At 62.1% G+C, this 26,797-nt stretch carries 26 protein-coding genes; 9 read left to right on the forward strand and 17 right to left on the reverse strand.

The annotated features are described in order from the left end of the window. Window positions 1-41 precede the first annotated feature (41 nt). A complete protein-coding gene (locus EI983_RS18430) occupies window positions 42-863 on the forward strand; it encodes a methyltransferase domain-containing protein (protein ID WP_157708795.1) in 822 nt (273 codons plus the stop codon). A 56-nt stretch (window positions 864-919) separates the two neighbouring features. Further along, a complete protein-coding gene (gene hemH / locus EI983_RS18435; protein WP_157708796.1) occupies window positions 920-1,981 on the forward strand; it encodes a ferrochelatase in 1,062 nt (353 codons plus the stop codon). A gap of 64 nt (window positions 1,982-2,045) precedes the next feature. Here hemH and EI983_RS18440 read toward each other — a convergent pair whose 3' ends face one another. Further along, window positions 2,046-2,234, reverse strand: coding sequence for a hypothetical protein (locus EI983_RS18440; RefSeq protein ID WP_157708797.1), 189 nt, complete (start codon window positions 2,232-2,234; stop codon window positions 2,046-2,048). A gap of 135 nt (window positions 2,235-2,369) precedes the next feature. Then, complete coding sequence (locus EI983_RS18445) at window positions 2,370-2,969, reverse strand: L,D-transpeptidase (RefSeq protein ID WP_157708798.1); 600 nt, start codon at window positions 2,967-2,969, stop codon at window positions 2,370-2,372. A 170-nt stretch (window positions 2,970-3,139) separates the two neighbouring features. On the opposite strand from EI983_RS18445, the gene dalA reads away from it, so the two are divergent. Next, window positions 3,140-3,649, forward strand: coding sequence for a divisome-associated lipoprotein DalA (gene dalA / locus EI983_RS18450; RefSeq protein WP_157708799.1), 510 nt, complete (start codon window positions 3,140-3,142; stop codon window positions 3,647-3,649). A 25-nt stretch (window positions 3,650-3,674) separates the two neighbouring features. Here the strand turns inward: dalA and EI983_RS18455 are convergent, their stop codons facing one another. The 5 genes from EI983_RS18455 to hslO form a co-directional block, all read right to left on the reverse strand. After that, window positions 3,675-4,208 carry a L,D-transpeptidase family protein gene (locus EI983_RS18455; RefSeq protein WP_157708800.1) on the reverse strand — a complete coding sequence of 178 codons (534 nt, stop codon included), beginning with the start codon at window positions 4,206-4,208 and terminating at the stop codon, window positions 3,675-3,677. A gap of 149 nt (window positions 4,209-4,357) precedes the next feature. After that, window positions 4,358-5,584, reverse strand: coding sequence for a class I SAM-dependent RNA methyltransferase (locus tag EI983_RS18460; protein ID WP_157708801.1), 1,227 nt, complete (start codon window positions 5,582-5,584; stop codon window positions 4,358-4,360). Beyond that, window positions 5,581-6,732, reverse strand: a complete 1,152-nt coding sequence (locus EI983_RS18465) for a CCA tRNA nucleotidyltransferase (RefSeq protein ID WP_157708802.1) — start codon at window positions 6,730-6,732, stop codon at window positions 5,581-5,583. The genes EI983_RS18460 and EI983_RS18465 overlap by 4 nt, the downstream gene beginning before the upstream one ends. Then, entirely contained in the window at window positions 6,729-7,328 is a 600-nt protein-coding gene (locus EI983_RS18470; protein ID WP_157708803.1) for a CoA pyrophosphatase, read from the reverse strand. The genes EI983_RS18465 and EI983_RS18470 overlap by 4 nt, the downstream gene beginning before the upstream one ends. Next, window positions 7,321-8,319 (reverse strand): Hsp33 family molecular chaperone HslO, encoded by a 999-nt coding sequence (gene hslO / locus EI983_RS18475; protein WP_157708804.1) that lies wholly within the window; start codon window positions 8,317-8,319, stop codon window positions 7,321-7,323. Before hslO ends, EI983_RS18470 begins: the two co-directional genes overlap by 8 nt. Window positions 8,320-8,395: 76 nt before the next feature. Between hslO and EI983_RS18480 the strand changes: the two genes are divergently transcribed. Further along, window positions 8,396-8,839 carry an NUDIX domain-containing protein gene (locus EI983_RS18480; RefSeq protein ID WP_157708805.1) on the forward strand — a complete coding sequence of 148 codons (444 nt, stop codon included), beginning with the start codon at window positions 8,396-8,398 and terminating at the stop codon, window positions 8,837-8,839. On the opposite strand, the gene EI983_RS18485 is transcribed toward EI983_RS18480, so the two are convergent. Continuing rightward, window positions 8,814-10,100, reverse strand: a complete 1,287-nt coding sequence (locus tag EI983_RS18485) for a PP2C family protein-serine/threonine phosphatase (RefSeq protein WP_246162436.1) — start codon at window positions 10,098-10,100, stop codon at window positions 8,814-8,816. The two genes, EI983_RS18480 and EI983_RS18485, sit on opposite strands and share 26 nt — an antisense overlap. 143 nt (window positions 10,101-10,243) lie before the next feature. Between EI983_RS18485 and EI983_RS18490 the strand changes: the two genes are divergently transcribed. After that, the gene (locus tag EI983_RS18490; protein WP_157708806.1) at window positions 10,244-10,576 is read left to right on the forward strand and encodes an Hpt domain-containing protein; all 333 of its coding nucleotides are present in this window, start codon (window positions 10,244-10,246) and stop codon (window positions 10,574-10,576) included. Between the two features lie 32 nt (window positions 10,577-10,608). Here the strand turns inward: EI983_RS18490 and ilvA are convergent, their stop codons facing one another. Then, window positions 10,609-11,847 (reverse strand): threonine ammonia-lyase IlvA, encoded by a 1,239-nt coding sequence (ilvA, locus tag EI983_RS18495; protein WP_157708807.1) that lies wholly within the window; start codon window positions 11,845-11,847, stop codon window positions 10,609-10,611. A gap of 107 nt (window positions 11,848-11,954) precedes the next feature. Here ilvA and EI983_RS18500 point away from each other — a divergent pair, with 107 nt between their 5' ends. Beyond that, complete coding sequence (locus EI983_RS18500; protein WP_157708808.1) at window positions 11,955-13,181, forward strand: argininosuccinate synthase; 1,227 nt, start codon at window positions 11,955-11,957, stop codon at window positions 13,179-13,181. Here EI983_RS18500 and EI983_RS18505 read toward each other — a convergent pair. Genes EI983_RS18505 through EI983_RS18515 form a run of 3 tightly spaced genes read right to left on the reverse strand, consistent with a single transcriptional unit; the run spans window position 13,117 to window position 15,351 of the window. After that, window positions 13,117-13,680 (reverse strand): hypothetical protein, encoded by a 564-nt coding sequence (locus EI983_RS18505; protein ID WP_157708809.1) that lies wholly within the window; start codon window positions 13,678-13,680, stop codon window positions 13,117-13,119. The genes EI983_RS18500 and EI983_RS18505 overlap by 65 nt on opposite strands. Before the next feature lie 45 nt (window positions 13,681-13,725). Continuing rightward, on the reverse strand, window positions 13,726-14,439 hold the full coding sequence (locus EI983_RS18510) for a sulfotransferase-like domain-containing protein (RefSeq protein ID WP_157708810.1): 714 nt from the start codon (window positions 14,437-14,439) through the stop codon (window positions 13,726-13,728). A gap of 3 nt (window positions 14,440-14,442) precedes the next feature. Next, entirely contained in the window at window positions 14,443-15,351 is a 909-nt protein-coding gene (locus EI983_RS18515; RefSeq protein ID WP_157708811.1) for a D-amino acid aminotransferase, read from the reverse strand. Between the two features lie 152 nt (window positions 15,352-15,503). On the opposite strand from EI983_RS18515, the gene msrA reads away from it, so the two are divergent. Continuing rightward, window positions 15,504-16,172: a peptide-methionine (S)-S-oxide reductase MsrA gene (gene msrA / locus EI983_RS18520; RefSeq protein ID WP_198389343.1), complete on the forward strand. Its 669-nt coding sequence runs from the start codon at window positions 15,504-15,506 to the stop codon at window positions 16,170-16,172. On the opposite strand, the gene EI983_RS18525 is transcribed toward msrA, so the two are convergent. After that, the gene (locus EI983_RS18525; protein WP_157708812.1) at window positions 16,156-17,028 is read right to left on the reverse strand and encodes a ribokinase; all 873 of its coding nucleotides are present in this window, start codon (window positions 17,026-17,028) and stop codon (window positions 16,156-16,158) included. The genes msrA and EI983_RS18525 overlap by 17 nt on opposite strands. A gap of 16 nt (window positions 17,029-17,044) precedes the next feature. After that, window positions 17,045-19,300 (reverse strand): NADP-dependent malic enzyme, encoded by a 2,256-nt coding sequence (locus EI983_RS18530; protein WP_157708813.1) that lies wholly within the window; start codon window positions 19,298-19,300, stop codon window positions 17,045-17,047. A gap of 166 nt (window positions 19,301-19,466) precedes the next feature. Between EI983_RS18530 and mutS the strand changes: the two genes are divergently transcribed. Together mutS and EI983_RS18540 are read left to right on the forward strand one after the other, a co-directional pair. Further along, window positions 19,467-22,076: a DNA mismatch repair protein MutS gene (gene mutS / locus EI983_RS18535; RefSeq protein WP_157709161.1), complete on the forward strand. Its 2,610-nt coding sequence runs from the start codon at window positions 19,467-19,469 to the stop codon at window positions 22,074-22,076. Then, a complete protein-coding gene (locus EI983_RS18540) occupies window positions 22,073-24,025 on the forward strand; it encodes a CocE/NonD family hydrolase (RefSeq protein WP_157708814.1) in 1,953 nt (650 codons plus the stop codon). The genes mutS and EI983_RS18540 overlap by 4 nt, the downstream gene beginning before the upstream one ends. Window position 24,026: 1 nt before the next feature. Here EI983_RS18540 and EI983_RS18545 read toward each other — a convergent pair whose 3' ends face one another. Genes EI983_RS18545 through hrcA form a run of 3 tightly spaced genes read right to left on the reverse strand, consistent with a single transcriptional unit; the run spans window position 24,027 to window position 26,767 of the window. Beyond that, a complete protein-coding gene (locus EI983_RS18545; RefSeq protein ID WP_157708815.1) occupies window positions 24,027-25,082 on the reverse strand; it encodes a TPM domain-containing protein in 1,056 nt (351 codons plus the stop codon). Between the two features lie 44 nt (window positions 25,083-25,126). Beyond that, window positions 25,127-25,693, reverse strand: a complete 567-nt coding sequence (locus EI983_RS18550) for a nucleotide exchange factor GrpE (RefSeq protein WP_157708816.1) — start codon at window positions 25,691-25,693, stop codon at window positions 25,127-25,129. Window positions 25,694-25,702: 9 nt separating this feature from the next. Then, window positions 25,703-26,767, reverse strand: a complete 1,065-nt coding sequence (gene hrcA, locus EI983_RS18555) for a heat-inducible transcriptional repressor HrcA (RefSeq protein ID WP_157708817.1) — start codon at window positions 26,765-26,767, stop codon at window positions 25,703-25,705. Window positions 26,768-26,797 lie beyond the last annotated feature (30 nt).

Below are 26,797 nucleotides of genomic sequence, written 5' to 3' on the forward strand. Positions count from 1 at the left end.
GCGGTTTGAACCCCCGGCACCTTCACACTATTGTCTCGCCCATGACAGAGCCCCTGATTGACCGCGATGCCCTCGCCCTTCACCGCCGCCGTGCCGCCCGGAGTGACGCCCCGGCGACATTCCTGCACGAGCAGGCGATGGACGAGATCAAGGATCGGCTCTCAATGGTTAACAAATCCTTTATGAAGCCCGCCGTGATCAGCGGCCTGCCTGCTGTCTGGTCCGACATGATCCCGGGATCGCGGCACATCGCGGATGAGGACTTGCTCGACCTTGAGGAGCAGGGTCAGGACCTGATCATTCACGCGCTGTCTCTGCACTGGGCCAATGATCCGCTGGGCCAGCTGATCCAGTGCCGCCGCGCGCTTGGCCCCGATGGTCTGTTTCTGGCCGCCTTGTTCGGCGGCACCACCCTGCATGAACTGCGCACCGCCTTCGCACAGGCCGAATCGGATCTATATGGCGGGCTCTCGCCCCGGATTGTCCCGATGGCCGAAATCCGCGACCTTGGCGGGCTTTTGCAACGCGCGGGCTTTGCTTTGCCGGTGGCCGACAGCGTACCATTCACCGTCAGCTATGAAACGCCGCTGCATCTGATGCGCGATCTGCGCGCCATGGGAGAGGTCAACGCACTCACCGCCCGGGCCCGCCGCCCGATGCGCCGCGCCCTTCTGATGCGGGCCTGCGAGATCTACGCCGAGAGTTTCGGCACAGCCGATGGCCGCATCCCCGCCACCTTCGATATCGTCTTTCTGACGGGCTGGGCGCCTGCCCCCGACCAGCCGCAACCGCTCCGCCCGGGCAGCGCAACGACCCGCCTTGCCGATGCGCTCAATACCAAAGAAACACCGCTCAAAGATTGACGGCGCGGCAACAACCGTTATGTCACACCGCAACCCGCCAGGAAGGATTGCCACCGATGTTTGACGATACCCCAGCCAAACGCCCCGAGCATGCCGCCGCCGATCACCCGGCAGTGCCTGCCGCCAAGACCGGTATCCTTCTGGCCAATCTCGGCACGCCCGACGCGACCGATTACTGGTCGATGCGCCGCTATCTCAACGAGTTTCTCTCGGATCGGCGGGTGATCGACCTGCCCCGCTGGAAATGGCAGCCGATCCTGCAACTGATCATTCTGTCCAAACGCCCCTTCAGCAGCGGCGAGGCGTATCGGTCAATCTGGAACGAGGACAAGAACGAAAGCCCTCTGATGACGATCACCCGCGATCAGACCGCCGCCATCTCTGCGGAAATGCAGGCGCGTTATGGCGATCAGGTGATGGTTGATTTCTGCATGCGCTATGGCAATCCCTCCACGCTCTCCAAAGTCAGCGCGATGGTCGAGGCCGGATGCCGCCGCATCCTCTTTTTCCCGCTTTATCCGCATTATGCCGGGGCCACATCCGCCACCGCGAATGACCAGTTCTTTCGCGCGCTGATGGAGCAGACCTGGCAACCCATCGCCCGTGTGGTCGAGCCTTACTTCGAACATCCGCTCTATATAGACGCGCTCGCCGCCTCGATCGAGGAGGCCTATGCCAAGGCCGAGCAAAAGCCCGAGAAACTGGTGGTGTCCTATCACGGCATGCCGCAGCGCTATCTGATGCAGGGCGATCCGTATCACTGCCAATGCCAGAAAAACACGCGCCTCCTGCGCGAGCGGCTCGGCTGGAGCGAGGATCAGATCGGCACGACGTTCCAATCCGTCTTTGGCAGCGAGGAATGGCTGCGGCCCTATACCGTGGAAGAGGTCGCCCGTCTGGCCCGTGAAGAAGGCAAGAAACGCATCGCGGTGATCGCACCGGCCTTCTCGGCCGATTGCATCGAAACGCTTGAAGAAATCAACGAAGAGATTCGCGAGAGTTTCGAGGAGGCGGGCGGCGAGGACTTCACCTATATCCCCTGCCTCAACGACCAGCCCGCGCATATCAAGGCGCTCAGCGCCATAATTCAGGACAATCTCAAGGGCTGGCTCGACTGATCACCCAAGAAAAAAGGCAGCGCGTGATGCGCTGCCTTCTTCGATCTTTACGGTGCAAACCGGCTTAGTCGGCAGCAACTGCGGCAGCGACCAGTGCCAGCAGAACCAGCGGGATCCAGATACCGGCAGCAGACGAGCTGGCTGCGGTTTCTTCAACGATCACGGGCGGCTCCATGACCGGCTCTTCCATGGTGCCAGCGGATGCGGTGGTTGCGGCGGCGGCCAGAGCGGCAGCGAGAACGAGTTTCTTCATGTTATCCTCCAGATGAAGCGCCACCATGTTACCCACGGCGGACGCCGAGATATTCTCGTAACTTTGAATAATCAGCAATTTAACGGAATTGCAAACCCCTCCTGAGCATTGATCTGCTCATCGCGGAACTGCCCGTCAAATAAGCAACACCTGAGTCCCGACCCGCGCCATGCCGAAAAGTTCGGCGATATGCTCGTTGTAAAGGCCGATGCAGCCATTGGACGAACGCCGCCCGATTTTGCGCGTGTCATGGGTTCCGTGGATACGATAGTAGGTCCAGCTCAGATAAAGCGCATGTGTTCCCAAGGGGTTATCCGGTCCAGGGCCGATATATTCGGGCCAGTCGGGATTGCGTTCAAGCATCGACGGCGTCGGGCGCCAGCTCGGCCCCTCGACTTTGCGGACCACCTGGGTGCGGCCGCGGCGGGTCAGTTCTTCGGTCAGCGGAACGCTGGACGGGTAAAGCCAGTACTGACCGGCATCATTCCAGAAATGCAGCGCCCGCGAATCGATATCGACGAGAATCGCCCCGCCATTGAGATTCGAGAAATAAGGCTGCCAGTCCAGTCGGCGGAAACTCGAGATATTCCGGCGGACGGTCTCGGTCACTTCGGCTTCGATCTCGGTTGTGGCCGCGCTGTTCACGTCCTGTGCAAACGCCGGCAAACCGATGGTCGCGGCGGACCCTGCCAGAAATGTCCGGCGTTTCATCTTAAAATCGGAACTAAAGGCCATTCTGCAACTCCTGCTGCCTCGAAAATCGTGTCGCGCGTAATATATGGCGCGAAAGACGCAGTCGCAATTCAAACCGGCGTTATTTGGCAAAACTGCGCCCATGCGGGTTTGAAAGACATTCAAAGGCGATGTAAAGCGGGTTCGAAGATGATTTCGGGTGAGGCACGATAATGGTGCGTATTTTTGGTTTTTTGCTTGTGGCTTTGATGGGCCTTTCGGCCTGTGAAGCGCCCACGCCTCAGCTTGGCACGGATGGCAAACCTCTACCGACAGTTTACCGCATCCGGGCGGGTGACGAAGCCAAGATCCAGTTCCGCATGCTCGATTCGGTGAATTCGCTGCGTCAGGCCGCCGGTCTTGCCCCGGTTGCCTACGATTCGCTGCTCAACGCCGCGGCTGCCACTCATGCACGCGACATGTCGATCCAGAACCGTCCCTGGCATTTCGGCTCCGACGGCTCTTCCCCGATCGACCGGGTACGCCGCGTGGGATACACGGGCGACCTTGTTGGGGAAAACATCTCGGAAACCTACGAGACCGAGCTTGAGACCCTGGCCGCCTGGATGGATCAGGCCGACACGCGCCGGGTGATCCTGTCGGGCGACGCCCGCAAGATGGGATTTGCCTGGACACAGGAAGCAAATGGCAAACTGTGGTGGGCGCTGGTGATGGGAAGCTGATCCCGGTCAGACCCTTCAGGTATGATCAGGGGTAAATGGTCACGTAAGTGCCATCCTTGACCATCGCATAGATCTCTTCCATCTGCCGGTTCGTCACCGAGATACAGCCCGCGGTCCAGTCCCTGCCCTTGGGCCGTTTCTTATTCGGCTTGCCGTGAATAAAGATGTCGCCACCAGGGTCCTTGCCATGCGCCTTGGCAAACGCCACGTCCTGCGCATTGGGATAGGAAATGCCGAGCGACAGATAAAAGTCGCTTTCCGGGTTCCGCCGGTCAATCCGATAGGTGCCTTCCGGTGTCTTTCCGTCGCCCTTGAACTGCTTGTGCCCTTCGGGTTGGAATCCAAGATGAATCCGATACTTTTTGAGCACCTTGTCCCCGCTCATAAGCCACATCTTCCGCTTCTTCTTTGCGATGACAATATCGGTCACCTCCGGTCCGCTATAGGCCCGGAACCGCGGCCTGCTATGCGAGGTTTCCGCGATCGCGATTGAAGGAGAAGACGCCCCGGCCAATCCGGCCAGCGTGATCAAAAGAGCCGATCGTCTGCTGTAGCGCATGAGTTTGTCCCGTATTCCGCCTGTGATACTTGCCTCAGCCGTCTCTGTCCCGGCCGGGGCGCATCTGACGCGCGCCCTTTGACCTTCGCGAAACGCATTGGCGATCCCATACACCAGAATAGCTTAAAAATGGTAGCGTTTTTGCAGGCTCAGGTGGATCTGAGCTGAAACTTTGACACGATTTCCACATGTGCGGACCATTTGAACTGATCCACGACGCGCAAAGCGGTCATTTCATAGCCATTTTGCACCAGATGCGCCGCGTCCCGGGCAAAGCTCACCGGATTGCAGGAGACATAGGCCACCACCGGAATTTGGGCCTGAGCAAGCTCGGCAACCTGTGCTTCTGCCCCGGCGCGTGGCGGGTCGAGCACCGCCGCATCAAACGAGGACAGCTCATCCGGCATGAGCGGTCTGCGAAACAGATCGCGCGCCTCATGACTGACCAGCCGCAGCCCATCCGCCTTCCGCCAGGCCTGATCGAGCGCGCGCATCATCGCCGCGTCCCCTTCCACCGCATGCACCTCATGGGCAAAGGCCAGATCGAGCGCGAAGGTGCCGCAGCCGGCAAAAAGGTCAACCACGCGTTTGGCCCCGGCGACATGCGCCCGCACATCCGCCTGCAAGGCCGCCTGACCATCCATCGTCGCCTGCAGAAAAGCGCCCGGCGGCGGCGTTACCCTTGCCCGCCCAAAGATCTGCTCTGGCGGGCGGCGGGTGACAATCGGCTCATCGTCCCAGGTCAGCCGCGCAAGATCGAACTTCTCGGCCAGCGCCGCCAGTTCTATGCGCATCTGCGGCTCAAGCGGCTTGCCGACACTGGCCAGAACATCAACCCCCTGCGCGCTGAGCGTCAGCATGACCGACAAGGCATGTTTGCGGCTTGCGCCCAGACGCGCCAGCGCCGCGGCCGCGGGAAAAGCGGCCATCAGATCGGGGTGCAGAAGCTGACAATCGGGCGTCTCGACGATCACGTCAGAGGCGGGGGCGTGAAATCCCACCATCGCCCCCTTCTTGGTGCGCCTGGCCTTCACCACCGCGCGCCGCCTGGACTGCGCCGGAGAGACATGCATCGGCAGAAATGACCCGCTGAGGCCATGCGCCTGCAACGCCTGATGCACGATCCCGGTCTTCCACTCCGCCAGGAACGGGGCGGACGCATGTTGCAGCTTGCATCCGCCACAGGCCGGGAAATGGCGGCATGCCGGTTTCACCCGGTCGGGTGAGGGTGTGAGGATTTTCACGTCGCGCAGCGTCTGCCCGTCTGCAACCCCGCTCACCTCTTCACCGGGCAGAGTGTAGGGCGCAAAGAGCGGCCCCTCGGCCACCCCGTCGCCCTGATGCCCAAGGCGCGCAATGATCCGGGTCCCGCTCATTGCCGCAAAAGCTCCTCTCGGGTCAGCGCAAAGCCCGAGGCGATCCAGGCTTGCTCAACCTCCCGCAGCTTCGCCCCCAGCACCGGGCCGGAATAGCCTGCGCTGAAATCCGCCGCAGCGACAGGCAGAACAGCCCGCGCTCCGGCCTCTGCCGCCGCAAACCCGTTGGGGTCGAGCGGCCCTTCCAGAAGCGCCGCGCGCAGCAGAATGATATCGCGCGCGGCCTCTGCCCCGTGGCGATACCCCAGTTCTCCGGCCTGCATGGTGCTGCTGACGCCGTCGCTCAGGCGCGTCAGTTCCTTGCTCTGCGCCTTGCTCAGCCGCAGCCGGGCCGCCGCATCCTCTCCGCCCAGCGCGGCAAGCCGGCGGATCGGTGAAGGGTCGACCGCCAGCGCCGCCTCATGATGCACCAGCGGGCCAAGCGCCCTGTCATCCGCTCCGGGCAGGACCGCGTGAAGCACCCCCGCCTGACGCATCGCCGCGACGGCAAAGACCGGGTCAGGTGCACTCAGCAGTTTCACGATCTCTGCGCCAACACGCTCCCGCGAGAGGCTGGTCAGCCCCTCCAGATTTCCCGCGATCGCCGCCAGCGCTTCAGGATCAAGCCCGGCCCCGGCGGTGCTGTACCAGGCGTTGAACCGGAAAAACCGCAGGCTGCGCAGGTAATCCTCGCGGATACGCTCATCCGCATCTTCGATGAACCGGAAACGGCGCGCCTCAAGATCAGGCAACCCGCCCAGCGGATCGATCACCGTGCCATCGGGCCGGGCGTAAAGCGCGTTCATGGTGAAATCACGTCGGCGCGCATCGTCTTCGACGCAATCCGCGAACACCACGACCGCCCGGCGGCCGTCGGTTTCGACATCTCTGCGAAATGTCGTGATCTCGTAGGGTGTGCCGTTTGAAACAACCGTGACGGTCCCGTGCTCGATCCCTGTCGGCACCGCTTTCAGCCCTGCCGTCTCGGCCAGGGCAATGACCGCCTCGGGCCGCGCATCGGTGGCAATGTCGATATCGCCGACCGGTACACCCAAAAGCGTGTTGCGCACGCATCCCCCGACAAAGAGCGCCTGATGCCCGGCATCGGTCAGCATCCGGCAAACAGCCTGGCATGCCGGGTCCTCTATCCAGTCGCCGGTGATGGTCATGACCGGTCCACCGCGTCGGCAAGGGTCCGCAGGATGCGCGCCGTGGCGCCCCAGATGTAATAGGGGCCGAAGGGCACGGTGTAATATTTGCGGATGCTGCCGCGCCAGCGCCGCCCCTGCACCGAATAGCGCGCAGCGTCGAGCACATGCGCAAGCGGCACATCAAACACCTCGTCCACCTCGCCCGCCTCCGGCACCGGATCGAACGGGGCCAGCACACGCCCCACAACCGGCGTGACGGCAAAGCTGGTGACGGTCTCATGCCCGGGCAATTGGCCCAGGCTCTCCACATTGCCCGGATCAAGCCCGATCTCTTCGCGCGCCTCGCGCAGGGCGGCGGCGGTGATATCGGCATCGCCGTCATCCTGTTTGCCACCGGGAAAGGCGATCTGTCCCGGGTGGTGTTTCAGCGCCGAGGAGCGTTTGGTCAGGATCAGCCGCGCCTCGCCATTTCTCACCAAAAGCGGCACCAGCACACCGGCCGGGCGCAGCTTGCGGCCCGGCGGCAGCACCGTGTCGGGGTTGAGGTCATAGTCCGACGATGCAGAACCAGCGCGGCCCAGCGCGCGGATCACTGGCCCAAGCGGATCAGCCATCGCCATCTTGCGGGGCGGTTGTCGCCTCGAAGCCGAGCGTGCTGGGATCCATCTCGTAATGGGCCCCGCAGAACTGGCAATCAGCGGTCACGATCCCGTCCTCGGTGGTCATCTTCTCGATATCCTTGGCCGAATAGATCGACAGGCTCTGACGCACGCGATCCTCCGAGCAGGTACAGCCGAATTGCACCGCCTGCGCATCGAAGACACGCGGCGTCTCCTCGTGAAAGAGCCGCACCAGAAGATCCGAAGGCGAAACGCTGGGCCCGATCAGCTCCAGCTCTTCGACCGTATCGAGAAGCGCGTTGACCCGGGTCCAGTTCTCCTCGTCCTCCTCGCCGACAATATCGCGCGCCTCAAGCAGCCCACCCTCGCCCGAGCCGCCGCCGGTGGCAAAAGGCGAGGCTTTGGGCATATGCTGGATCATCACCCCGCCCGCGCGCCAATGCTCCCCCTCGCCCGCCTCGGTAGAGCGGCCAAAGCTGAGCGCGAAGCGGGTGGGCAATTGCTCGGACTGGGCAAAATACGCCTCGGCGCAGGCCCGCAGGCTACCGCCCGCGATCGGGGTGATGCCCTGATAGGGGGTGTTGCCCTCGCCCTGGTCGATCATCACGGCAAAATAGCCTTCGCCAAGCTGGGCAAAGGGCGCGGCATTGGTCAGGCGCTCGGCATCATAGCTGGCATAGGCCCGGATACGCGCGGGCTGGCCGTCGGCGGCGGGCGCGTAATAGTCGGTCGCGATCATCCGCACCGGGCCTTTGGTCTGCACCTGCAAGGACAGTTTCCAGCGCAGCTTGATCGTCTGACCGATCAGCGCCGTCAGCAGTGCCATTTCGGCCACCAGCGCCTCGACCTGGGTCGGATAGGCGTGCTGGCTCAGTATGCCCTCAAGCACCGAGTCGAGCCGGGCCACGCGGCCACGGATATCCGCATCATCCAGCTGGAACGGCAAAACCGTGTCGTCCCAGGCGATTTTCTGTCCAAGTGTCATGGGGTTCCCTTCGCGGCTGCGCTTTGGCATATCGCGTCCATATAGGAACGGCAAGCCAGCCACCAAGGGGGCACAGATGATCAGACGGTTCGGAGAGACGCCAGAGCCCGGCCAGAGCTATCGCGTCCGACATGGGGTTTACGCGATCCTGCCGCTGCGCGATCAGCTTTTGCTCACCTGGCAGGACGACCCGCATTTCGAGCTGCAACTGCCCGGCGGCGGCATCGACCCGGGCGAAAGCCCCATCCATGCGCTGCACCGCGAAGTGATGGAAGAAACCGGCTGGACCATTGCGAAACCGCTGCGCCTGGGCGCGTTTCGCCGGTTCACCTTCATGCCCGAATACGACATGTGGGCCGAGAAGGTCTGTTCGATCTACGTGGCGCACCCGGTGCGGCCCATTGGCCCGCCCACCGAAACGGATCACACCCCGCTCTTCGCTACGCCCGAGCAGGCCACACGCGATCTGTATAACGAAGGCGATCGCTTCTTTGTCAGCCGATACATGGGCTGGGCTTGAACTCCAGCAATACGGCTGAAACATCATCGTCGAAATCCCGGTCCGACGTGAAGGTGTTGAGCTTCCAGATCAAGGATTCCAGGCAGGCCGGCCCGCGGGTCTGGCGCAGGTCGCGCAGGATGCGGGCCAACCCCTCTTCGCCCAGCAATCTGCCATTGGTGTCACTGCATTCCACGATCCCGTCCGATTGAATCAAAAGCCGGTCACCGGGGCGAAGCGCGACTTCGAACTGCTCATAGCTCGCCCCTTCGATCAGCCCCACGGGCAAGCCGCCGGTGCCGACCATCTCAACCGATCCATCGGCTCGCTGCAGCGCGGGGCAGGGATGACCCGCCTGCGCCATGACCACGCGGCCGCTATCCAGATGCACATCCGCAACAAGCAGCGTGAAATAAAGCTCGGTTTCCATCTCGTCGAGAATGAGCTTGTTGAGGATCGCGACGGTCTCTGCCGGGGGGCGCATCTCGTACCTGCTCCCCGGCGTCTTGCGCAACGCCACATTCTGATCGGGGGCAGCGGCCGAAAGATAGCCCGCCAGCCGTGCCGTCATCAGCGCCGAGCTGATGCCATGGCCCGACACATCGATCCCATAAAGACCGATACGCAGATCGCTCACCTGGAACATGCCCACCAGGTCGCCGCCCACATGCCCGCTGGATTGCAGCATGAGCGATACATCGGCATAGCCAAAATCCCGGTACCGGTCCGAAACAAGCGACTGCTGCAGTTTCTTGGCCTCGATCAGATCGTTATCCAGCAGGTCATAAAGCGCCTGCAACTCGTCGAGCGTGGATTTGATCAGCCGGTTCTTTTCGCCCAGCTCCCGCTCCATCCTCAGGATACGTTCGCCCGCCGCAATCCGCGCGCGCAACTCGGGGGCATTCACCGGCTTCGTCAGAAAATCGTCGGCGCCGGCATCCAGCCCATGCGCTATTTCGTACTTCTCGCTCTTCGAAGTCAGCAGGATGAAATAACCATAGCGTTCACGGTCCATCGCCCGGAAGGCGCGGCAGAAGTCCGGACCGCTCATCCCGGGCATCATCCAGTCGCTCAGCACCAGGTCCGGCGGGTGGGTTTCACACAACAACAGCGCCTCTTGCCCGGCCTCCGCCTCGCGCACGGAAAACCCCCAGCGCTTGAGGGAAGACGACAGGATCTTTCTTTGCAAACGGCTGTCATCCACCACCAGAACATCACGGATCACCGCGCCGTCGCCGCTTGGTGTCGCAGGCTGCTCGTTCAGGTCTCGCACATATCTCACTTTCACTCTGACCCCTGCGCCATACCCCAAAGGCCCTTAACCACTGGTGAATGTTCAAATTTTCAAAAGATTTTGCACCGCCGGAAACACCGCCTTAATCCCCCGGCAGCACATTGACCGGGTGCAGAACAGGACAAGAGATCATGATCGACTGGAGCCGGGTTGAAGAATTGCGCGATGAAATCGGCGCCGAGGATTTTGCCGAAGTGGTCGAGATCTTCCTTGAAGAGGTGGAAGAGGTGATTGCCGTGATCCCAGGCGGCGTGGCCGATGACACGATCGAGGCCCATCTGCAATTTCTCAAAGGCAGTGCGCTCAATCTCGGGTTTCAGGCGTTCTCCGGGCTGTGTCAGAGCGGGGAAACAGCCGCCGCTGCGGGGGATTATGCCGCGATTGATCTGAACGCGGTCGTCGCCATTTACCAGGAATCCAAAGCGGTGTTTCTGGCGCAGCTTGACGAAAAATTCGCCGCCTAAAGCGGTGCGGCCCAAGGTTAGGGTGAAACGCCTTAGATCAGGAACTCCGCCAGCACGGAATCGCTGGTGATATCGCGATAATCGAACCCGGCTTCGAGCAGGCGGGCGAAAAGACCGTCGAAATTCTCAGGCTTGCTCGTCTCGATCCCGATCAGGACAGAGCCGAAATTGCGCGCCGATTTCTTGAGGTATTCAAACCGGGCAATGTCATCATCCGGCCCCAGCATGGTCAGGAAATCCTTCAGCGCGCCGGGGCGTTGCGGCATCCGCAGGACAAAGTATTTCTTCACCCCGGAATAGCGCAGGGCGCGCTCCTTGACCTCGGGCAAACGCTCAAAATCGAAGTTGCCGCCGGAAGTGACGCAAACGACGCGCTTGCCCCTGATCTGATCGGCCACATCCTTGAGCGCATCAATGCTCAGCGCACCGGCCGGTTCCAGTACGATGCCTTCGACATTCAGAAACTCCATCATCGTGGTGCACAACCGGTCCTCGGACACCACCACCGAGTCCGCCAGATCGAGATCGCGCAACCGCTCAAACGGTTTTTGCCCGATCTGTGCCACCGCCGCACCATCGGCAAAGCTGTCCACATGCGGCAGGCGCATCGGCGCACCGGCCTTGAGCGCGGCATTCAAGCACGCTCCGCCCGACGGTTCGACCAAGGTGAACCTGACCCGGTCGCCCAGATAGCTGCGCACGCCGGCCGACAAACCACCACCGCCCACCGGCATGATGATCCGGTCCGGCAGGCGTTTGAGCTGGCTTTCGATCTCGGCGGCCACGGTCGCCTGACCTTCGATCACGTCCTCATCGTCAAAAGGCGACAGGAAATGCCCCTCGACCTCGGCGCAATAGGCTTGTGCGTTGGCCAGCGTGTCGTCGAAATAGTCGCCCACAAGGCGGATCGTCACCTGATCACCGCCGAAATTCCTGGTCTTGGAAATCTTCTGCTCGGGCGTTGTCACAGGCATGAAAATAACGCCTTTCACGCCCAGAGAGCGACACATATAGGCCACCCCCTGCGCATGGTTGCCGGCACTGGCACAGACAAACTGCGCGATGCCCGGCCGGGCCTCCAGCGCCTTGCGCATCGCGTTGAACGCCCCGCGCAGCTTGTAGGAGCGCACCGGCGTCGTATCTTCGCGCTTGAGGTAAATCTCGGCCCCGTACCGTTCGGACAAATGCACGTTCTTGTGCAGCGGGGTGCGCCGGAACATGTCGCGCATAAGCGCCTCGGCGGCGCGCACTCGGGTCTGAAACTCGCTCATGGGGATCAGCAGTGCCGCAGGCAGGCCTCCCTTGCAACCCCTGCCCTTGCTCAGAGGTCAAAAACCCGATAAGCGCCAGCGCATCATTCGCATGAGAAGGATTGCCCATGTCCGCGCCCAAGAAAGTCGTGCTGGCCTATTCCGGTGGCCTCGATACCTCGATCATCCTGAAATGGCTGCAAACCGAATACGGTTGCGAGGTGGTGACCTTCACCGCTGACCTGGGCCAGGGAGAAGAGCTGGAACCGGCGCGCGCGAAGGCGAAACTGCTTGGAATCAAAGAAGAAAACATCTTTATCGAGGATGTGCGCGAAGAGTTCGTGCGTGATTTCGTGTTTCCGATGTTCCGTGCCAATGCGGTGTATGAGGGGCTGTATCTGCTGGGCACGTCCATCGCGCGCCCGCTGATCTCCAAGCGGCTGGTCGAGATCGCCGAAGAAACCGGCGCCGATGCCGTGGCCCATGGCGCGACCGGCAAGGGCAATGATCAGGTCCGGTTTGAACTGGCGGCCTATGCGCTGAACCCCGAGATCAAGGTGATCGCCCCCTGGCGCGAATGGGACCTGACCAGCCGCACCAAGCTGATTGATTTCGCTGAGAAAAACCAGATCCCCATCGCCAAGGACAAGCGCGGCGAAGCGCCGTTTTCAGTGGATGCGAACCTGCTCCACACCTCGTCCGAAGGCAAGGTTCTGGAAGACCCGGCCGAGGCCGCGCCCGACTATGTCTATCAGCGCACGGTGCATCCCGAAGACGCGCCGGACACGCCGGAATTCATCGAGATCGGCTTTGAAAAAGGCGACGCGGTCAGCATCAATGGCGAGGCGCTGAGCCCTGCTAACCTGCTGACAAAGCTGAACGAATATGGCGGCAAGCATGGCATTGGGCGGCTCGATCTGGTCGAAGGCCGGTTTGTCGGAATGAAGTCACGCGGCATCTATGAAACCCCCGGTGGCACGATCCTGCTGGAGGCGCATCGCGGGATCGAAAGCATCACGCTCGACCGGGGAGCGGCGCATCTGAAGGATGAGCTGATGCCGCGCTATGCGGAGCTGATCTATAACGGGTTCTGGTTCAGCCCCGAACGCGAGATGCTGCAAGCGGCCATTGATGCCTCGCAGGCGCATGTGACCGGCACTGTCAGGCTCAAGCTTTACAAGGGGTCGGCGCGCACGGTGGGGCGTTGGTCAGACCATTCGCTCTATTCCGAGGCGCATGTGACCTTCGAGGAGGATGCGGGTGCCTACGATCAGAAAGACGCGGCCGGATTCATCCAGCTGAATGCGCTTCGTCTGAAGCTTCTGGCGGCACGGGATCGGCGTCTGAAGGGCTGACGGATTTTGTACGTTTTGTACAATCCGACCCCTGATTTTGTACAATCGGCGAATCGGGCGGATATGTCGCGTCCGGTTCGGTAACGAGATCTTCATCCGCCTCGTTGAGCAGCCGCTTGGCCGCCTCTTTCGCCTTGGCGGTGATCTCGTCAAGCGGCCCCTTCACCACGTAGCCGCCGCCGGGCTTGTAGGCGACCACCTCGGGCACGATCCGTTGCAGCGGTTTGGCGAGCCGGGCGATGCCGTCGGCATTGGGTGCATCCACCACGCCGTTGCGGACCATCTTGCGGATGAAGCCACGCGCGATGCCGGGGCGGACGTTGAACATCTCCGAAATCATGTCGGCCGACACATCGGTGCGGTTATGGGCGAGTGCCACGGCAAAGATGTATTTGCTACGCTGGGCCGAGGCTGCGGCGGCCCCGGCCATGCCCGACACCGGCACCGCCGCAGCGATACCTGAGCCAAGCACCATTTTTCCAAAGTCACGTCTGTTCATGTCAGGGATATGGGGCGGCAGGGCACGAAAGTTACGGGGAAAAGCCTAGAGTTTGTGACTTTTGAGCGCCTCGTAATAGGGCATCGCGGCCTCGGCCAGGTCCGCCAATGTGTCTCTAACACTGGGCAATTCGCCCTCTTTCCGGGCAAATCCGGTGCTGCGATGCACCGCGCCATACCAATGCTCAGCCCAGACACCGTCATCCTTGTGGCCCCCTTCGGGCCAGTGCAGCATCGCCGGATCCCAGGGCAGGCCAATGGCATCGCAAAGCCGTCTGAGCATGCGCTCGGGATCGTCGCGGATGTCATGGCTGTCGATCACGACAGGCTGCTGCCCCGCATCGAGAAGCTGTTGAAACAGCTCGGCCTGCTGGACAAAGCCGATATCCATCAGGCCGGGGTTCTCATATTTGGCGGCAAAGCTGGCGGCGACACGGGCGGGATGGCGGATGAGGAAAACATTTGTCACCTCGCGGGTCCAGTCGCGGGGCACCCCGTCGATCATGTGCTGGGACATGTGTTTCTGATAGAAATGCGGCTTGCCGTCCGGGATTGTTCCGAGCAGGTCGGTCACGACCTGAGAGGGGTCCGTCGGCTGTGATGCCAGGATCTCGTTCCGCATCGGGTGATCGAGACCGGTCATCGCCAGATAGGCCGCATAAAACGGCTCGTCCACCACCGCCATATCGGCGCGGGCGCCGAAGCTGTACATCATCGCCGTCGAGAGGTTACGCGGCCCGGACCACATGGCGATCCGCATGGGTCAGGCCGTTTCCCGCTGAATCAGAGCCTTGTAGAGCCCCTGAATGCGGGTCGTCACCGGCCCTTGCAGGCCGTCTCCGATCACGCGGCCGTCGATCTGGCCCACCGGGGTTTGCGCGCCGAATGTGCCGGTGAGAAACGCCTCATCCGCGCCATAGGTATCGACGAGGGAATAATTACGCTCATACACCGGGATGTCATTGGCGCGGCAGAGGTCGATCACCTTCTGGCGCGTGATCCCGTTCATGCAGTAATCGCCCGTACTGGTCCAGACCTCGCCCTTGCGCACGATGAAGAAATTGCAGGCATTGGTGGTGTTCACGAAACCATGGATATCCAGCATCAGCGCCTCGTCCGCGCCTGCCTTTTCGGCGGCGATGCAGGCGAGGATGCAGTTGAGCTTGGAATGCGAGTTCAGCTTGGGATCCTGCGTCATCGGCAGGCCGCGGATATGCGGCACGGTGGCCAGGCGAATGGGGCGCGCGATCCTGGGTTTGGAATGTTCCATGATGATCGTGATGGTCGGGCCCTGCTGGCTGAGCGAGGGATGTTGAAACGGCCGGGTCTTGACCCCGCGCGTGACCATCAGGCGGGCATGGGCATCGCTGTGCATGTCATTGGCGGCTTGCGTGTCGAGCAGGGCCTGCATCACTTCGGCCCGGGACATGCCGATATCGAGGTCGATCGCCTTCGCGGCCTCGAACAGCCGGTCGAGATGTTCATCCGCGAAGGCCCAGGTGCCGTCATAGAGCCGGAGCCCCTCCCACACGCCATCGCCCAGCATGAAGCCGCTGTCATACACGCTGACCAGCGCCTCGGCCTTGGGAACGATCCGGCCATTGAGCCACAGAAGAAGTGTTTCATTCCGCGCGTCTTCGGCGGCCTGATGGGTGGTCTGATGGTCGGTCATGGGGCCCCCTTTGTTACAGCCGCACGCTAGGGGCGGGCCTGAACGATGCCAAGGGGTAAAATCCTCTCACGGGCGCGTGACCTCGCCATCCTGTGACTTTGCAACCGGTGGTGACAGCGGCATGATCGGGGCAACTCATGGAGGGCGCGAAGATGATTTTGAAATTGCGGGATCTGAAAGCCTTGGCCCTGGCGGGGCTGATCGCTGCGGGGCTGTGCGTGCAAAGCGGTACGGCCAAGGCGGCGGGCACCGAAGAGCTGATCGTTGCCGGCGGGTGCTTCTGGTGCGTCGAAAGCGATTTCGAGTCCGTCAAGGGCGTGAAAGAGGTGATCTCGGGCTATACCGGGGGGACCAAGAAAGACCCCAGCTATCGCGACGTGACCAAGGGCGGTACCGGGCACTACGAAGCCGCGAAGATCATTTACAACCCGAGCAAGGTGAGCCGCGAGCAGCTTTTGCACATGTTCTTCCGCTCGGTCGATCCCACCGATGCAGGCGGCCAGTTCTGTGACCGGGGGGACAGCTATCGCACGGCCGTTTTCGTCTCTAACTCAGCGGAAAAGCAGCTTGCCGAGGTTGAAAAGGCCGAAGCGCAGGCCGTGCTGGGCAAAAAGATCGTCACGCCAATTCTGGACACATCCACCTTCTATCCGGCGGAGGATTATCATCAGGATTACTACAAGGGCAAAAAGATCGTGGTGACGCGGTTCGGCCCCAAGAAGCAATCCGAAGCCTACAAGCGCTATCGTCAGGCCTGCGGGCGCGATGCACGGGTGCAGCAGCTTTGGGGCAGCGAGGCGCCCTTTACCGCGAAGTATTGAGCAGGGCGTTCACATCCGCGCGGCTGGGAATGGCGCCTGCAGTGCCGGGGCGCTGTACCTGAAGAGCGGACGCGGCAGCCCCGAGGCGCATCGCGTCCTGCGGAGACAGGCCCTCATCCAGCCCGGCGATGGTGTAGCCGATAAAGCAATCGCCGGCGCCGGTGGTATCGACCGGATCGGCGGGCAGGGCGGGCACATGTGTTGTCTGACCTTGCGCGATCCAGTCCGCGCCGTCAGCGCCGCGGGTGACAATCATCGCCGAAACGGGGAGGTCCGCCGCCGATATGCCCAGCGCCGCGGTGAGCTGTGCGGCCTCGACGGCGTTCATCACCAGAATATCGACATGATCCAGCACCGCCTGCACCGCGTCGGCGGCAAAGGGCGCGGCGGAATAGACGACGGTCATGCCTTTCAATTTCGCCAGTTGGGCGGCCTCGGCCTGTAGGTTCGTCTCGTTCTGCAGGAGAAGATAATCGCCGGGTTCGGCATGTGTGAGGGCCATATCGAGGCGGGTTAGAGACTGTTCCCGGTTGGCGCCGGGGAAGATGACAATCGCGTTTTCCCCCGATGGATCGACATTGATGATTGCATGAGCGGTGGGGGCATCGACGGTTGCGACATGGGTGCAATCCACGCCGTAGCCTTCGAGCGCGGTCACGGCCCAGCCGCCATCCTGCCCGACCGCACCGATATGTGACACCCCGCGCCCGGCGCGGGCCACGGCGACGGATTGATTGGCCCCCTTGCCGCCCAGTTCGCGGCTGAGATGGGTTGCTGCCAGCGTCTCGCCCGGGGCGGGCAGGTGAGGCACGCGATAGATGTAATCGGCGTTGATCGACCCCAGTGTATAGATCATCGCGCGACCCCCCGGATCACTCCACCTTGCAGGCGGCCAGAACGGCCATGTTGAGGATATCGTTGGCGGTAGAGGATTGCGAACAGATCTGGATTGACGCATCGACGCCGGTGAGGATCGGGCCGATCACGGTGGCGCCCGCCATCTCCTGCATCAGTTTGACCGAGATCGAGGCGGAGTGCCGCGCAGGGACAACAAGGATATTCGCCGGGCCGGTCAGGCGCTGGAACGGGTAATTCTCTTGCGCGGTCGGGTTGAGCGCCACATCGACGGTCATCTCGCCTTCGAATTCGAAATCGACGCCGCGCTTTTCCAGAACCTGCGGAGCGCGCAGCATCTTTTCGGCCCGTTCGGAGCGCGGATAGCCGAAGGTGGAGAAGCTGACAAACGCGACGCGCGGCTCAAGCCCCAGGTGCCGCGCCACCCCGGCGGAGCGTTCGGCGATATTGGCAAGGTCCTCTTCGTCGGGCCATTCATGCACGAGCGTATCGGCAATCAGCACGATCCGCCCCTTGTGCAAGAGCGCCGTGACGCCCACCGCGCCATGATGGGCATCGGCATCGAACACATGGTTGATCAGGTTCAGCACATAGGCGGATTTGCGGGTGGCCCCGGTGATCAGCCCGTCGCCATGTCCGTGGGCGAGCATGAGCGAGGCAAACACATGCCGGTCACGCGCGGCGAGGCGGTGAATGTCGTGACGGTCAAAGCCTTTGCGCTGAAGCCGGGAATAGAGGAAGCTTTTGTAATCGGCGAAATGGTCGGTCTTGGCGGCATTGACGATCTTCAGCTCATAGGCGGCATCGCCAAGGCCCGCCGCTTCGAGTTTCTCGCGCACATCGTTGTCACGGCCGACAACGATGGCCTGCCCCAGCCCCGAGCGCTGATATTGCACGGCGGCACGGAGCACGCGGGGGTCATCGCCTTCGGCAAAGATCATCCGCGCCTGGGCATTGCGGGCGCGGGCATTGATCGAGCGCAGGATCGTCGCCGTCGGATCAAGCCGCGATTTGAGCGCCAGTTCATAGGCGTCCATATCGACAATGGGCCGACGCGCGGCGCCGGTGTCCATACAGGCGCGGGCCACGGCGGGCGGGATGGTGTGAATGAGACGCGGATCGAACGGCGCTGGAATGATGTAGTCGCGCCCGAAGCTGAGCTTGCGTCCATAGGCCATGGCGACCTCGTCGGGGACATCGGCGCGGGCCAGCTTGGCCAGAGCCTCAGCGCAGGCGATTTTCATCTCGTCATTGATGGCGCGGGCATGCACATCAAGCGCGCCCCGGAAAAGATAGGGAAAGCCCAGCACGTTATTGACCTGGTTGGGATAGTCCGACCGCCCGGTGGCGACGATGGCATCGGGGCGGATCGCCTGCGCCTCTTCCGGCGTGATCTCGGGGTCGGGGTTGGCCATGGCGAAGATCACCGGGTTTTCGGCCATGGAGGCAACCATATCCTCGGTCACCGCCCCTTTGACCGACACGCCAAGGAAGACATCGGCGCCTTTCATGGCCTCTTCGAGCGTGCGCAGTTCGGTTTTGACCGCATGGGCCGATTTCCACTGGTTCATGCCCTCGGTGCGGCCCTGATAGATCACGCCCTTGGTGTCGCAGACGATGCAATTGTCATGCCGCGCGCCCATGGATTTCAGCAGCTCGATACAGGCGATGCCCGCGGCCCCTGCCCCGTTGAGCACGATCTTCACATCCTCGATCTTCTTGTCCGAGATGTGCAGCGCATTGATCAGACCCGCCGCACAGATCACCGCCGTGCCGTGCTGATCATCATGGAAGACGGGAATATCCATCTCTTCCTTGAGGCGCTGCTCGATGATGAAACATTCAGGCGCCTTGATGTCTTCGAGGTTGATCCCGCCGAAGGTCGGCCCCATCAGGCGTACGGCGTTGATGAAAGCGTCGGGGTCTTCGGTATCCAGCTCGATGTCGATGGAGTTCACATCGGCGAAGCGTTTGAACAGGACCGCCTTGCCCTCCATCACCGGCTTGGAGCCCAGCGCGCCCAGATTGCCAAGGCCCAGCACCGCCGTGCCGTTGGAAATCACCGCGACAAGGTTGCCCTTGTTGGTGTAGTCATACGCCGTCTCGGGGTTCTCGGCGATGGCCATGCAAGGCACGGCGACACCGGGGGAATAGGCCAGGCTCAGGTCCCGCTGTGTGGTCATCGGCACGGTGGCGTGAATCTCGAACTTGCCGGGGGTCGGCTCAAGGTGAAAGGCGAGCGCCTCTTCGGGGGTAAACTTGGGTTTGGGCATTCTCTCACCTGTCCTCGAGTCTCGGTCCGGATGTTCATAGCCCCCCGCACGCCAAGGCTCAACAGAAACACGGTTTGGCCTTTCGTCGCAGCAGAGGGCTTTGTAAGGTCGCGGGCAGGGACCAAGGGGGGTGCTCGTGACGTCTGCCAAATCTGCCGTGACGCCGATGATGGCGCAATATCTGGAGATCAAGGCCGGGTATCCGGAGGCGCTCTTGTTCTATCGGATGGGCGATTTTTATGAGTTGTTCTTTGACGACGCCGTGGCGGCGTCGGCGGCGCTGGATATTGCGCTGACCAAGCGGGGCAAGCACCTGGGCGAGGATATCGCCATGTGCGGTGTGCCGGTGCATTCGGCCGAAGGGTACCTTCTGACGCTGATCCGCAAGGGGTTTCGCGTGGCCGTCTGTGAGCAGATGGAAGACCCGGCAGAGGCAAAGAAACGCGGGTCAAAGGCGGTGGTGCGGCGCGATGTCGTGCGGCTGGTCACGCCGGGGACATTGACCGAGGAAAGCCTGCTGGACGCGCGGCGGCACAATTTCCTGGCCAGTTTCGCGGAGGTGCGCGGGCAGGCGGCGCTGGCCTGGGTGGATATCTCGACCGGGGCGTTTCACGTGATGCCGCTGACGGCGGCGCGGCTGGGGCCGGAACTGGCGCGGCTGCGGCCGAGCGAGGTGATCGTGGCCGATGGCGATATGGGCGCCCTGGCCGAGGTTATCGAGGAGAGCGGCGCGGCGCTGACACCGCTGGGGGCGGCGTCATTTGACAGCACCAATGGCGAGGGGCGGCTTTGTGCGCTCTTCGAGGTAAGCACGTTGGAGGCGTTCGGGGCGTTCAGTCGGGCCGAGCTGGCCGCGATGGGCGCGATCGTCGACTATCTGGAGATCACGCAGAAGGGCAAACTGCCGCTAATGCGTCCGCCACAGCGCGAGGCGGAAGCGCGGGTGATGCAGATCGACGCCGCCACGCGCCGCAATCTGGAACTGACGCATAATCTGAATGGCGGGCGATCCGGCTCTTTACTGTCCGCCATTGACCGGACGGTGACCGCGGGGGGCGGGCGGCTCTTGGAGCGGCGTTTGTCCTCGCCCTCGCGGCAGCTGGATGTGATCCATGCGCGGCTGGATGCGATTGGTTTTACGCTGGAACAGAGTCGCATTTCGGCCGATCTGCGCGAGGCGCTGCGCAAGGTGCCGGACCTGGACCGCGCGCTGTCGCGGCTGGGGCTGGACCGGGGCGGACCGAGGGATCTGGCCGCGGTGCGCAACGGGCTGGAGCAGGCCGGGGCGATTGCCGAACGGCTGGCAGAGGCCGATCTTCCATCGCTTTTGGAGGAGGCGCGCGCGGGTCTGACCGGGCATGACGCTTTGCTTGACCTGTTGGATCAGGCGCTGGTGGCCGAGCCGCCCTTGCTCGCGCGCGATGGCGGGTTCATCGCACCGGGTTACGATGCGGAGCTGGACGAGGCGCGGCAACTGCGCGACGAAGGGCGCGGGGTGATTGCCGGAATGCAGAGCGAATATGCCGCGCTGACCGGTATTCAGAGCCTCAAGATCAAGCATAACAACGTACTGGGTTATTTTGTCGAAGTGACCTCGACCCATGCGGACAAGATGCTGTCAGCCCCGCTGAACGAGACCTTCAAGCATCGGCAGACCACGGCCAATCAGGTGCGGTTTACCACACTTCCCTTGAGCGAGATGGAAACCAAGATCCTCAATGCCGGGGGTCGGGCGCTGGAGATCGAAAAACGGCTCTATTCCAGCCTGAAAGACGCCATTCTGGACCAATCCGCAGAGATTGCACAAGCCGCACGCGGTCTGGCGGAGCTGGATCTGGCCACAGCGCTGGCCGATCTGGCACAGGGCGAGGATTGGTGCCGTCCGAAGGTGGATGACAGTCGCACCCTGCAGATTGAGGGCGGGCGGCATCCGGTGGTGGAACAGGCGTTGCGCGCGCAGGGTGGCGCGCCGTTCATTGCCAATGATTGCGACCTGGGTCAGGGAAGCGACATCTGGCTTCTGACCGGGCCGAACATGGCGGGTAAGTCCACCTTTCTGCGGCAGAATGCGCTGATCGCGCTGCTGGCGCAGATCGGCTCTTTTGTTCCGGCGCGGGCGGCGCATATCGGTATGGTCAGCCAGATGTTCAGCCGCGTCGGTGCCTCGGACGACCTGGCGCGGGGGCGGTCGACCTTCATGGTCGAGATGGTGGAAACCGCCGCGATCCTGAACCAGGCAGACGATCATGCCTTTGTTATTCTTGATGAAATCGGGCGGGGCACGGCAACCTATGACGGGTTGAGCATTGCCTGGGCGACGCTGGAACATCTGCACGAGGTCAATGGCTGCCGGGCGCTGTTTGCCACGCATTACCACGAGATGACCAATCTCAGCGATACGCTGGAGCGGGTCGACAACGCGACCGTGACAGTCAAGGAGCATGAGGGCGACGTGATTTTCCTGCATGAGGTGCGGCGCGGCGCGGCGGACCGGAGCTATGGCGTGCAGGTGGCCAAGCTGGCTGGGCTGCCAGAGGCGGTGGTGAATCGCGCGCGCGTGGTTCTGGACGCGCTGGAAGAGGGCGAACGCGAAGGCGGCGGGGCGCGCGAGGCACTGATCGACGACCTGCCGCTTTTTGCCGCCACACCAGCGCCGGCTGCGCCCATTGCAAAGGAATCGGCTGTCGAAGACCGGCTGAAGGAGGTGCTTCCGGATGAGTTGACCGCGAAGCAGGCGCTGGATCTTATTTATGAGCTCAAAGGGCTGATCAAATGAAACATGAGATGGATTTCGGTATTCCGCTGCCCGACGGCACGCGGCTGTCGGCGCGGGTCTGGATACCGGATGAGGCTGAATCAGAGCCTGTTCCGGCCATTCTGGAATATCTGCCCTATCGCAAATCCGATGGCACGATTGACCGGGACGATACAATGCATCCCTGGTTTGCCGAGCAGGGCTATGCCTGCCTGCGGGTGGACCGGCGCGGCTGTGGCGACAGCGAAGGGCTGTATGATGACGAGTATTCGGAGCAGGAGCTTCAGGACGGGGAGGACATCATCGCCTGGATCGCTGCGCAGCCGTGGTGCAATGGCAATGTGGGGATGCAAGGGATCAGCTGGGGCGGGTTCAACGGGATGCAGATCGCGGCGCGACGACCCGAGGCGCTGAAGGCGGTGATCAGCATCGGCACGACGGTGAACCGCTATACGGATGACATCCACTATAAGGGCGGTATTCAACTGGGCGAGAATCCGGGTTGGGCGGCAACGGCGGCCTCGTGGTTTTCAGTGCCCGCCGATCCGAAACTGCGCGAGGATTGGCGCGAAAGCTGGTTGAACAGGCTCGAAAACGCGCCGTTTGTGGCCGAACGCTGGACCGCACATAGCGACCGCGATGCCTATTGGGAGCACGGATCGGTCTGCGAAAGCTATGACCAGTTCGAGGCGGCGGTACTGGTGATCGGCGGTCAACATGACGGGTATCGCAACGCGATGGCGGCGATGCTGGAAAACGCAAGCGGCGTGGTACAGGGGATCATGGGCCCGTGGATCCACAAATATCCGCATATCAGCACGATCGAGCCGCGGATTGATTACCTTGGGCTTGCGCTGCGCTGGTGGGACCGCTGGTTGAAGGGCATCGAGAATGGCGCGGAGGATGACCCGGCCTATCGCGCCTATGTGATGGACAGCGTGCGGCCCGATCCCGCGCTGAAGGAACGGCCGGGGCGGTGGATCGGGCTGCCGGACTGGCCGTCGACGGATGTTCGCCCTCTCACCCTTGGTCTGGGCGCGGGATCTTTGGGCAAAGCAGAGCCGTTTCAGGCAGAGATAGAGACTGATCTGACCATCGGGCGGGCAAGCGGGGAGTATTTTCCCTTTGGCTTTGGGCCAGGCGAGCTTCCGGGGGATCAGAGCGTCGATGACGCGCGAAGCCTGTGCTTTGACGGCGCGGTGCTGGAAGAGGATATGAACCTGATCGGCGCGCCGGAGGTGACGCTGACCCTGGCGAGCGACGCGGAATGCGGTCAGGTGATTGCCCGGCTGTGCGATGTCCGGCCCGACGGGACCGTCGCGCTGATCAGTCTCGGCATGCTGAACCTGCAACATCGCAACGGGTTTGACCGTAAGGAGCCGATGGTACCGGGGGAGGCGGTGACCGTCTCGTTCAGGCTTGATCATTCTGCCTATCGGTTGCCGAAGGGGCATCGGTTGCGGCTGGCCCTGTGCAGCAGTTATTGGCCCTATTGCTGGCCCGAGGGGAAGGCGTTCACCCTGACGGTGACCGCCGGGGCGCTGAACCTGCCGGTCTACGAGGGGATGGGGCAGGAGATTGCTTTTGACGCGCCGCCGCCCGTGCCGACACGGGACAGCAGGCAGTTACGCGAAGGTGCGGAAAGCAAAGAGTGGATCGACCATCAGGATGGCCGGATCGAGCTGATCATCAGCGGGGATCAGGGACGGCGTGAGGATCAGGGCACCGGGCTGATCACCGAACAGGCGGTGACAGAGCGGTGGACGATCGACCGCGATGATCCCGCCAGCGCCGGGGTTGAATTTACCTGGTCGCGAGGGCTGGGCCGCGGAAACTGGGGGGTGCGCACAGAGCTGATTCTGCGGATGCGGGGCGAGGCCGAGGCCTTTGTGATCGAGCAGGAAATGCGCGCCTGGGATGGCGATACTCTGGTGTTTGAGAAATCAGAAGAGGCGAAAGTGCCGCGATAGTTTACCAGCTTCCGCTGGCGCCGCCGCCTGAGGAGGAGCCGCCGCCAAAGCTGGACGAACCGCCCGAGGAAGACGAGGATTTCGACACTTTCGGGATGGTCTTGGTGACGGAATACTGTTCATCGCAGTGATGGCATTCATAGTCGATCCGTTTGCGCCCGGTTGAGGTGGTCGTCGCGCTTTGCAGGATCGTGGTGGTGCCTTCGAGCGTTTTGTAGCCGCAGGCGCGGCACGCGCTGTAGCGGCTGAACCAGGATTTATAGGCCTCAATGGTCAGGTGCTCGCAATCCGGGCAGATCCAGACATCGTAATCGACGCTTTTCAGCTCTTCCTCGCGGCGCTCGCCCTCTTTGAGGTGCTTGTCATCCCAATGCTCGGCCAGAAGCTGCATCTTGCCGCCATCGACGGGGCATCGCCGGGGACGGTAACGGCGAAACCGGCGGTAGAGGTAGAACCCAAATCCACCGGCCACGCCTCCGATGGGCAAAAGCGCCCATTTCAGAATTTCGGCCCAACGGCGAGCCGTGCTCCAGGATTTTTGCAGGATGTTGCCGTCTATTGCACCGGGATAGGCGCCGGTGAGCTCGTAGATTACCGCGTCCACACCGCGACGGATGCCCTTTGGATAGTTATCCGCCTTGAAATGCGGAGTGATGTCGTTATCGATGATCCGTTTCATCGGGGCATTCAGCGAGATGTCGTAGCCCGAACCGACCTCGATCCGCATCTTTCGGTCAAAGCGGGAGATCAGCATCATCACCCCGTCGTTGCGCCGCGCATTGCCCACACCCCAGTAATTGAAAAGTCCGGTGGCGAAGGGTTCGATCGCGCCGGTGTGGCCATAGTCGAACATCAAGTTGATGGTCACGACGGTAAACTCGATATCGCGCTTGTCGCGCAGTTCCTTCAGGTCGGCGCGAATGTCGGCCTCTTCTTCGGGGGTGAGCAGATCCGCGAAATCGTTGACATAGATCTCCTCATACTCGGGATAGGTTTGTGCCTGTGCGGGCAGGGCGAGGAGAAGCAGGGCAAAGAACGGCGTCAGAAATCGGGTCATGAAGTCACATCAGATGAAAAAGGGGCCGAAGCGGCCCCCTGATCTTATCCGGTATGCGATGAGACGCCAACCTGCGCCGGGCGCAGGATACGATCATGAAGCATGAAGCCTTCGGCAGAGACCTGAATGATGTCGCCGGCCTTGGTGCCGGGCAGGGGGGCCTCGAACATCGCTTCGTGCAGTTGCGGGTCGAAGCGGTCGCCCACTTCGGGGCTGATCACCGTGACGCCGTGCTTGGCGAACACGTTACGAAGCTCGCGCATGGTCAGCTCGATCCCTTCGATCAAAGCAGCGGAAACCTCTTTTTGTTCATCGGTCGCCGCTTCGAGAGCCCGTTTCATGTTGTCATAGACCGGCAGCATATCGCGCGCGAGTTTTGAGCCGCCATATTGCGCGGCTTCGCGGCGGTCCTTGTCAGAGCGCTTGCGGGCATTTTCAGCCTCGGCCAAGGCGCGCATGAATTTGTCCTGCAACGCGTCGCGTTCGGCGCGCAGCGCGTCAATCTCGGCCTCTTCATTCGTGATTTCGGCCATCTGGTCCTCGAATTCTTCTTCCATCGCCTTTTCCAGGCTTTCGAGGAAGTCGTCGTCGCGTTCTTGCGGGTCTGCCATTCTTCACCTTTACCTTCGGTCGGCGATCAGTTTGCCAACCAATTGCGCCGTGTAATCCACAATCGGCACAATCCGTCCGTAGTTCAGGCGCGTGGGGCCGATGACCCCGACCGCACCGATGATCTTTCGATCAGCGTTCATATATGGAGAGACCACCAAAGAGGAACCCGAAAGTGAGAAAAGTTTGTTCTCAGAGCCGATAAAAATGCGCACACCTTCGCCTTCGTCGGCCAATTCGAGGAACTCGGCGATATCCCGCTTGCGCTCCAGATCGTCGAACAGGGTCTTGATGCGCTCCAGCTCGCCCTCCTCGGCCTCGGCGGAGAGGAGATTCGACCGGCCGCGGACGATCAGCCGCTCATAACTGGCGCTTTCGCCATCCCAGACCGCCAGCCCGCTTTCCACCAGGGAATGTGCCAGTTGATCAATCTCTTGACGGCGCGCTTCGATCTGGCGGGCGATATCAGTTTGCAGGTCCGACAGCGTCCGGCCTTCGATCAGGGCGTTGAGGAAATTGGCCGCCTCGCGCATGGAGCTGGGCGTCTGGCCCGGCGGGGGCGTGAAAATCCGGTTTTCCACATGGCCATCGGCAAAGACCAGAACCACCAAAGCGCGGTCATGCCCCAGACCGACAAATTCGATATGCTTGATCGGGGCCTCGCGCTTGGGTGTCAGGACAAGCGACGCGCCGTGGGTCACGCCGGACAAGGCCGAGCCGATCCGGTCAAGCGCGCCCTGAACATCATCGGAATTGCTTTTGAGCGTGTCGTCGATCATCTGCCTGTCAGGGCCGTCCAGGTCGCTCACCTCAAGCAGGCCATCGACGAACATCCGCAAGCCTTGTTGCGTCGGCACCCGCCCAGCGCTGATATGCGGGCTGTCGAGCAGGCCGAGATATTCCAGATCCTGCATCACGTTGCGGATCGTGGCGGCGCTGACCTTTTCGCTCATGTCGCGGGTCAGGGTGCGCGAACCGACGGGATCGCCCGTGGCCAGATAGCTTTCGACCACGCGGCGGAACACCTCGCGGGAGCGGTCGTTCATTTCCTCAAGGATCTGGGTCGCCTCTGTCATCTTGCCGGTGTCCTTGTCTGATCCGCCATT

Origin of the sequence: Roseovarius faecimaris (genome assembly GCF_009762325.1) — a bacterium.
In the GTDB taxonomy this organism is placed as follows: domain Bacteria; phylum Pseudomonadota; class Alphaproteobacteria; order Rhodobacterales; family Rhodobacteraceae; genus Roseovarius; species Roseovarius faecimaris.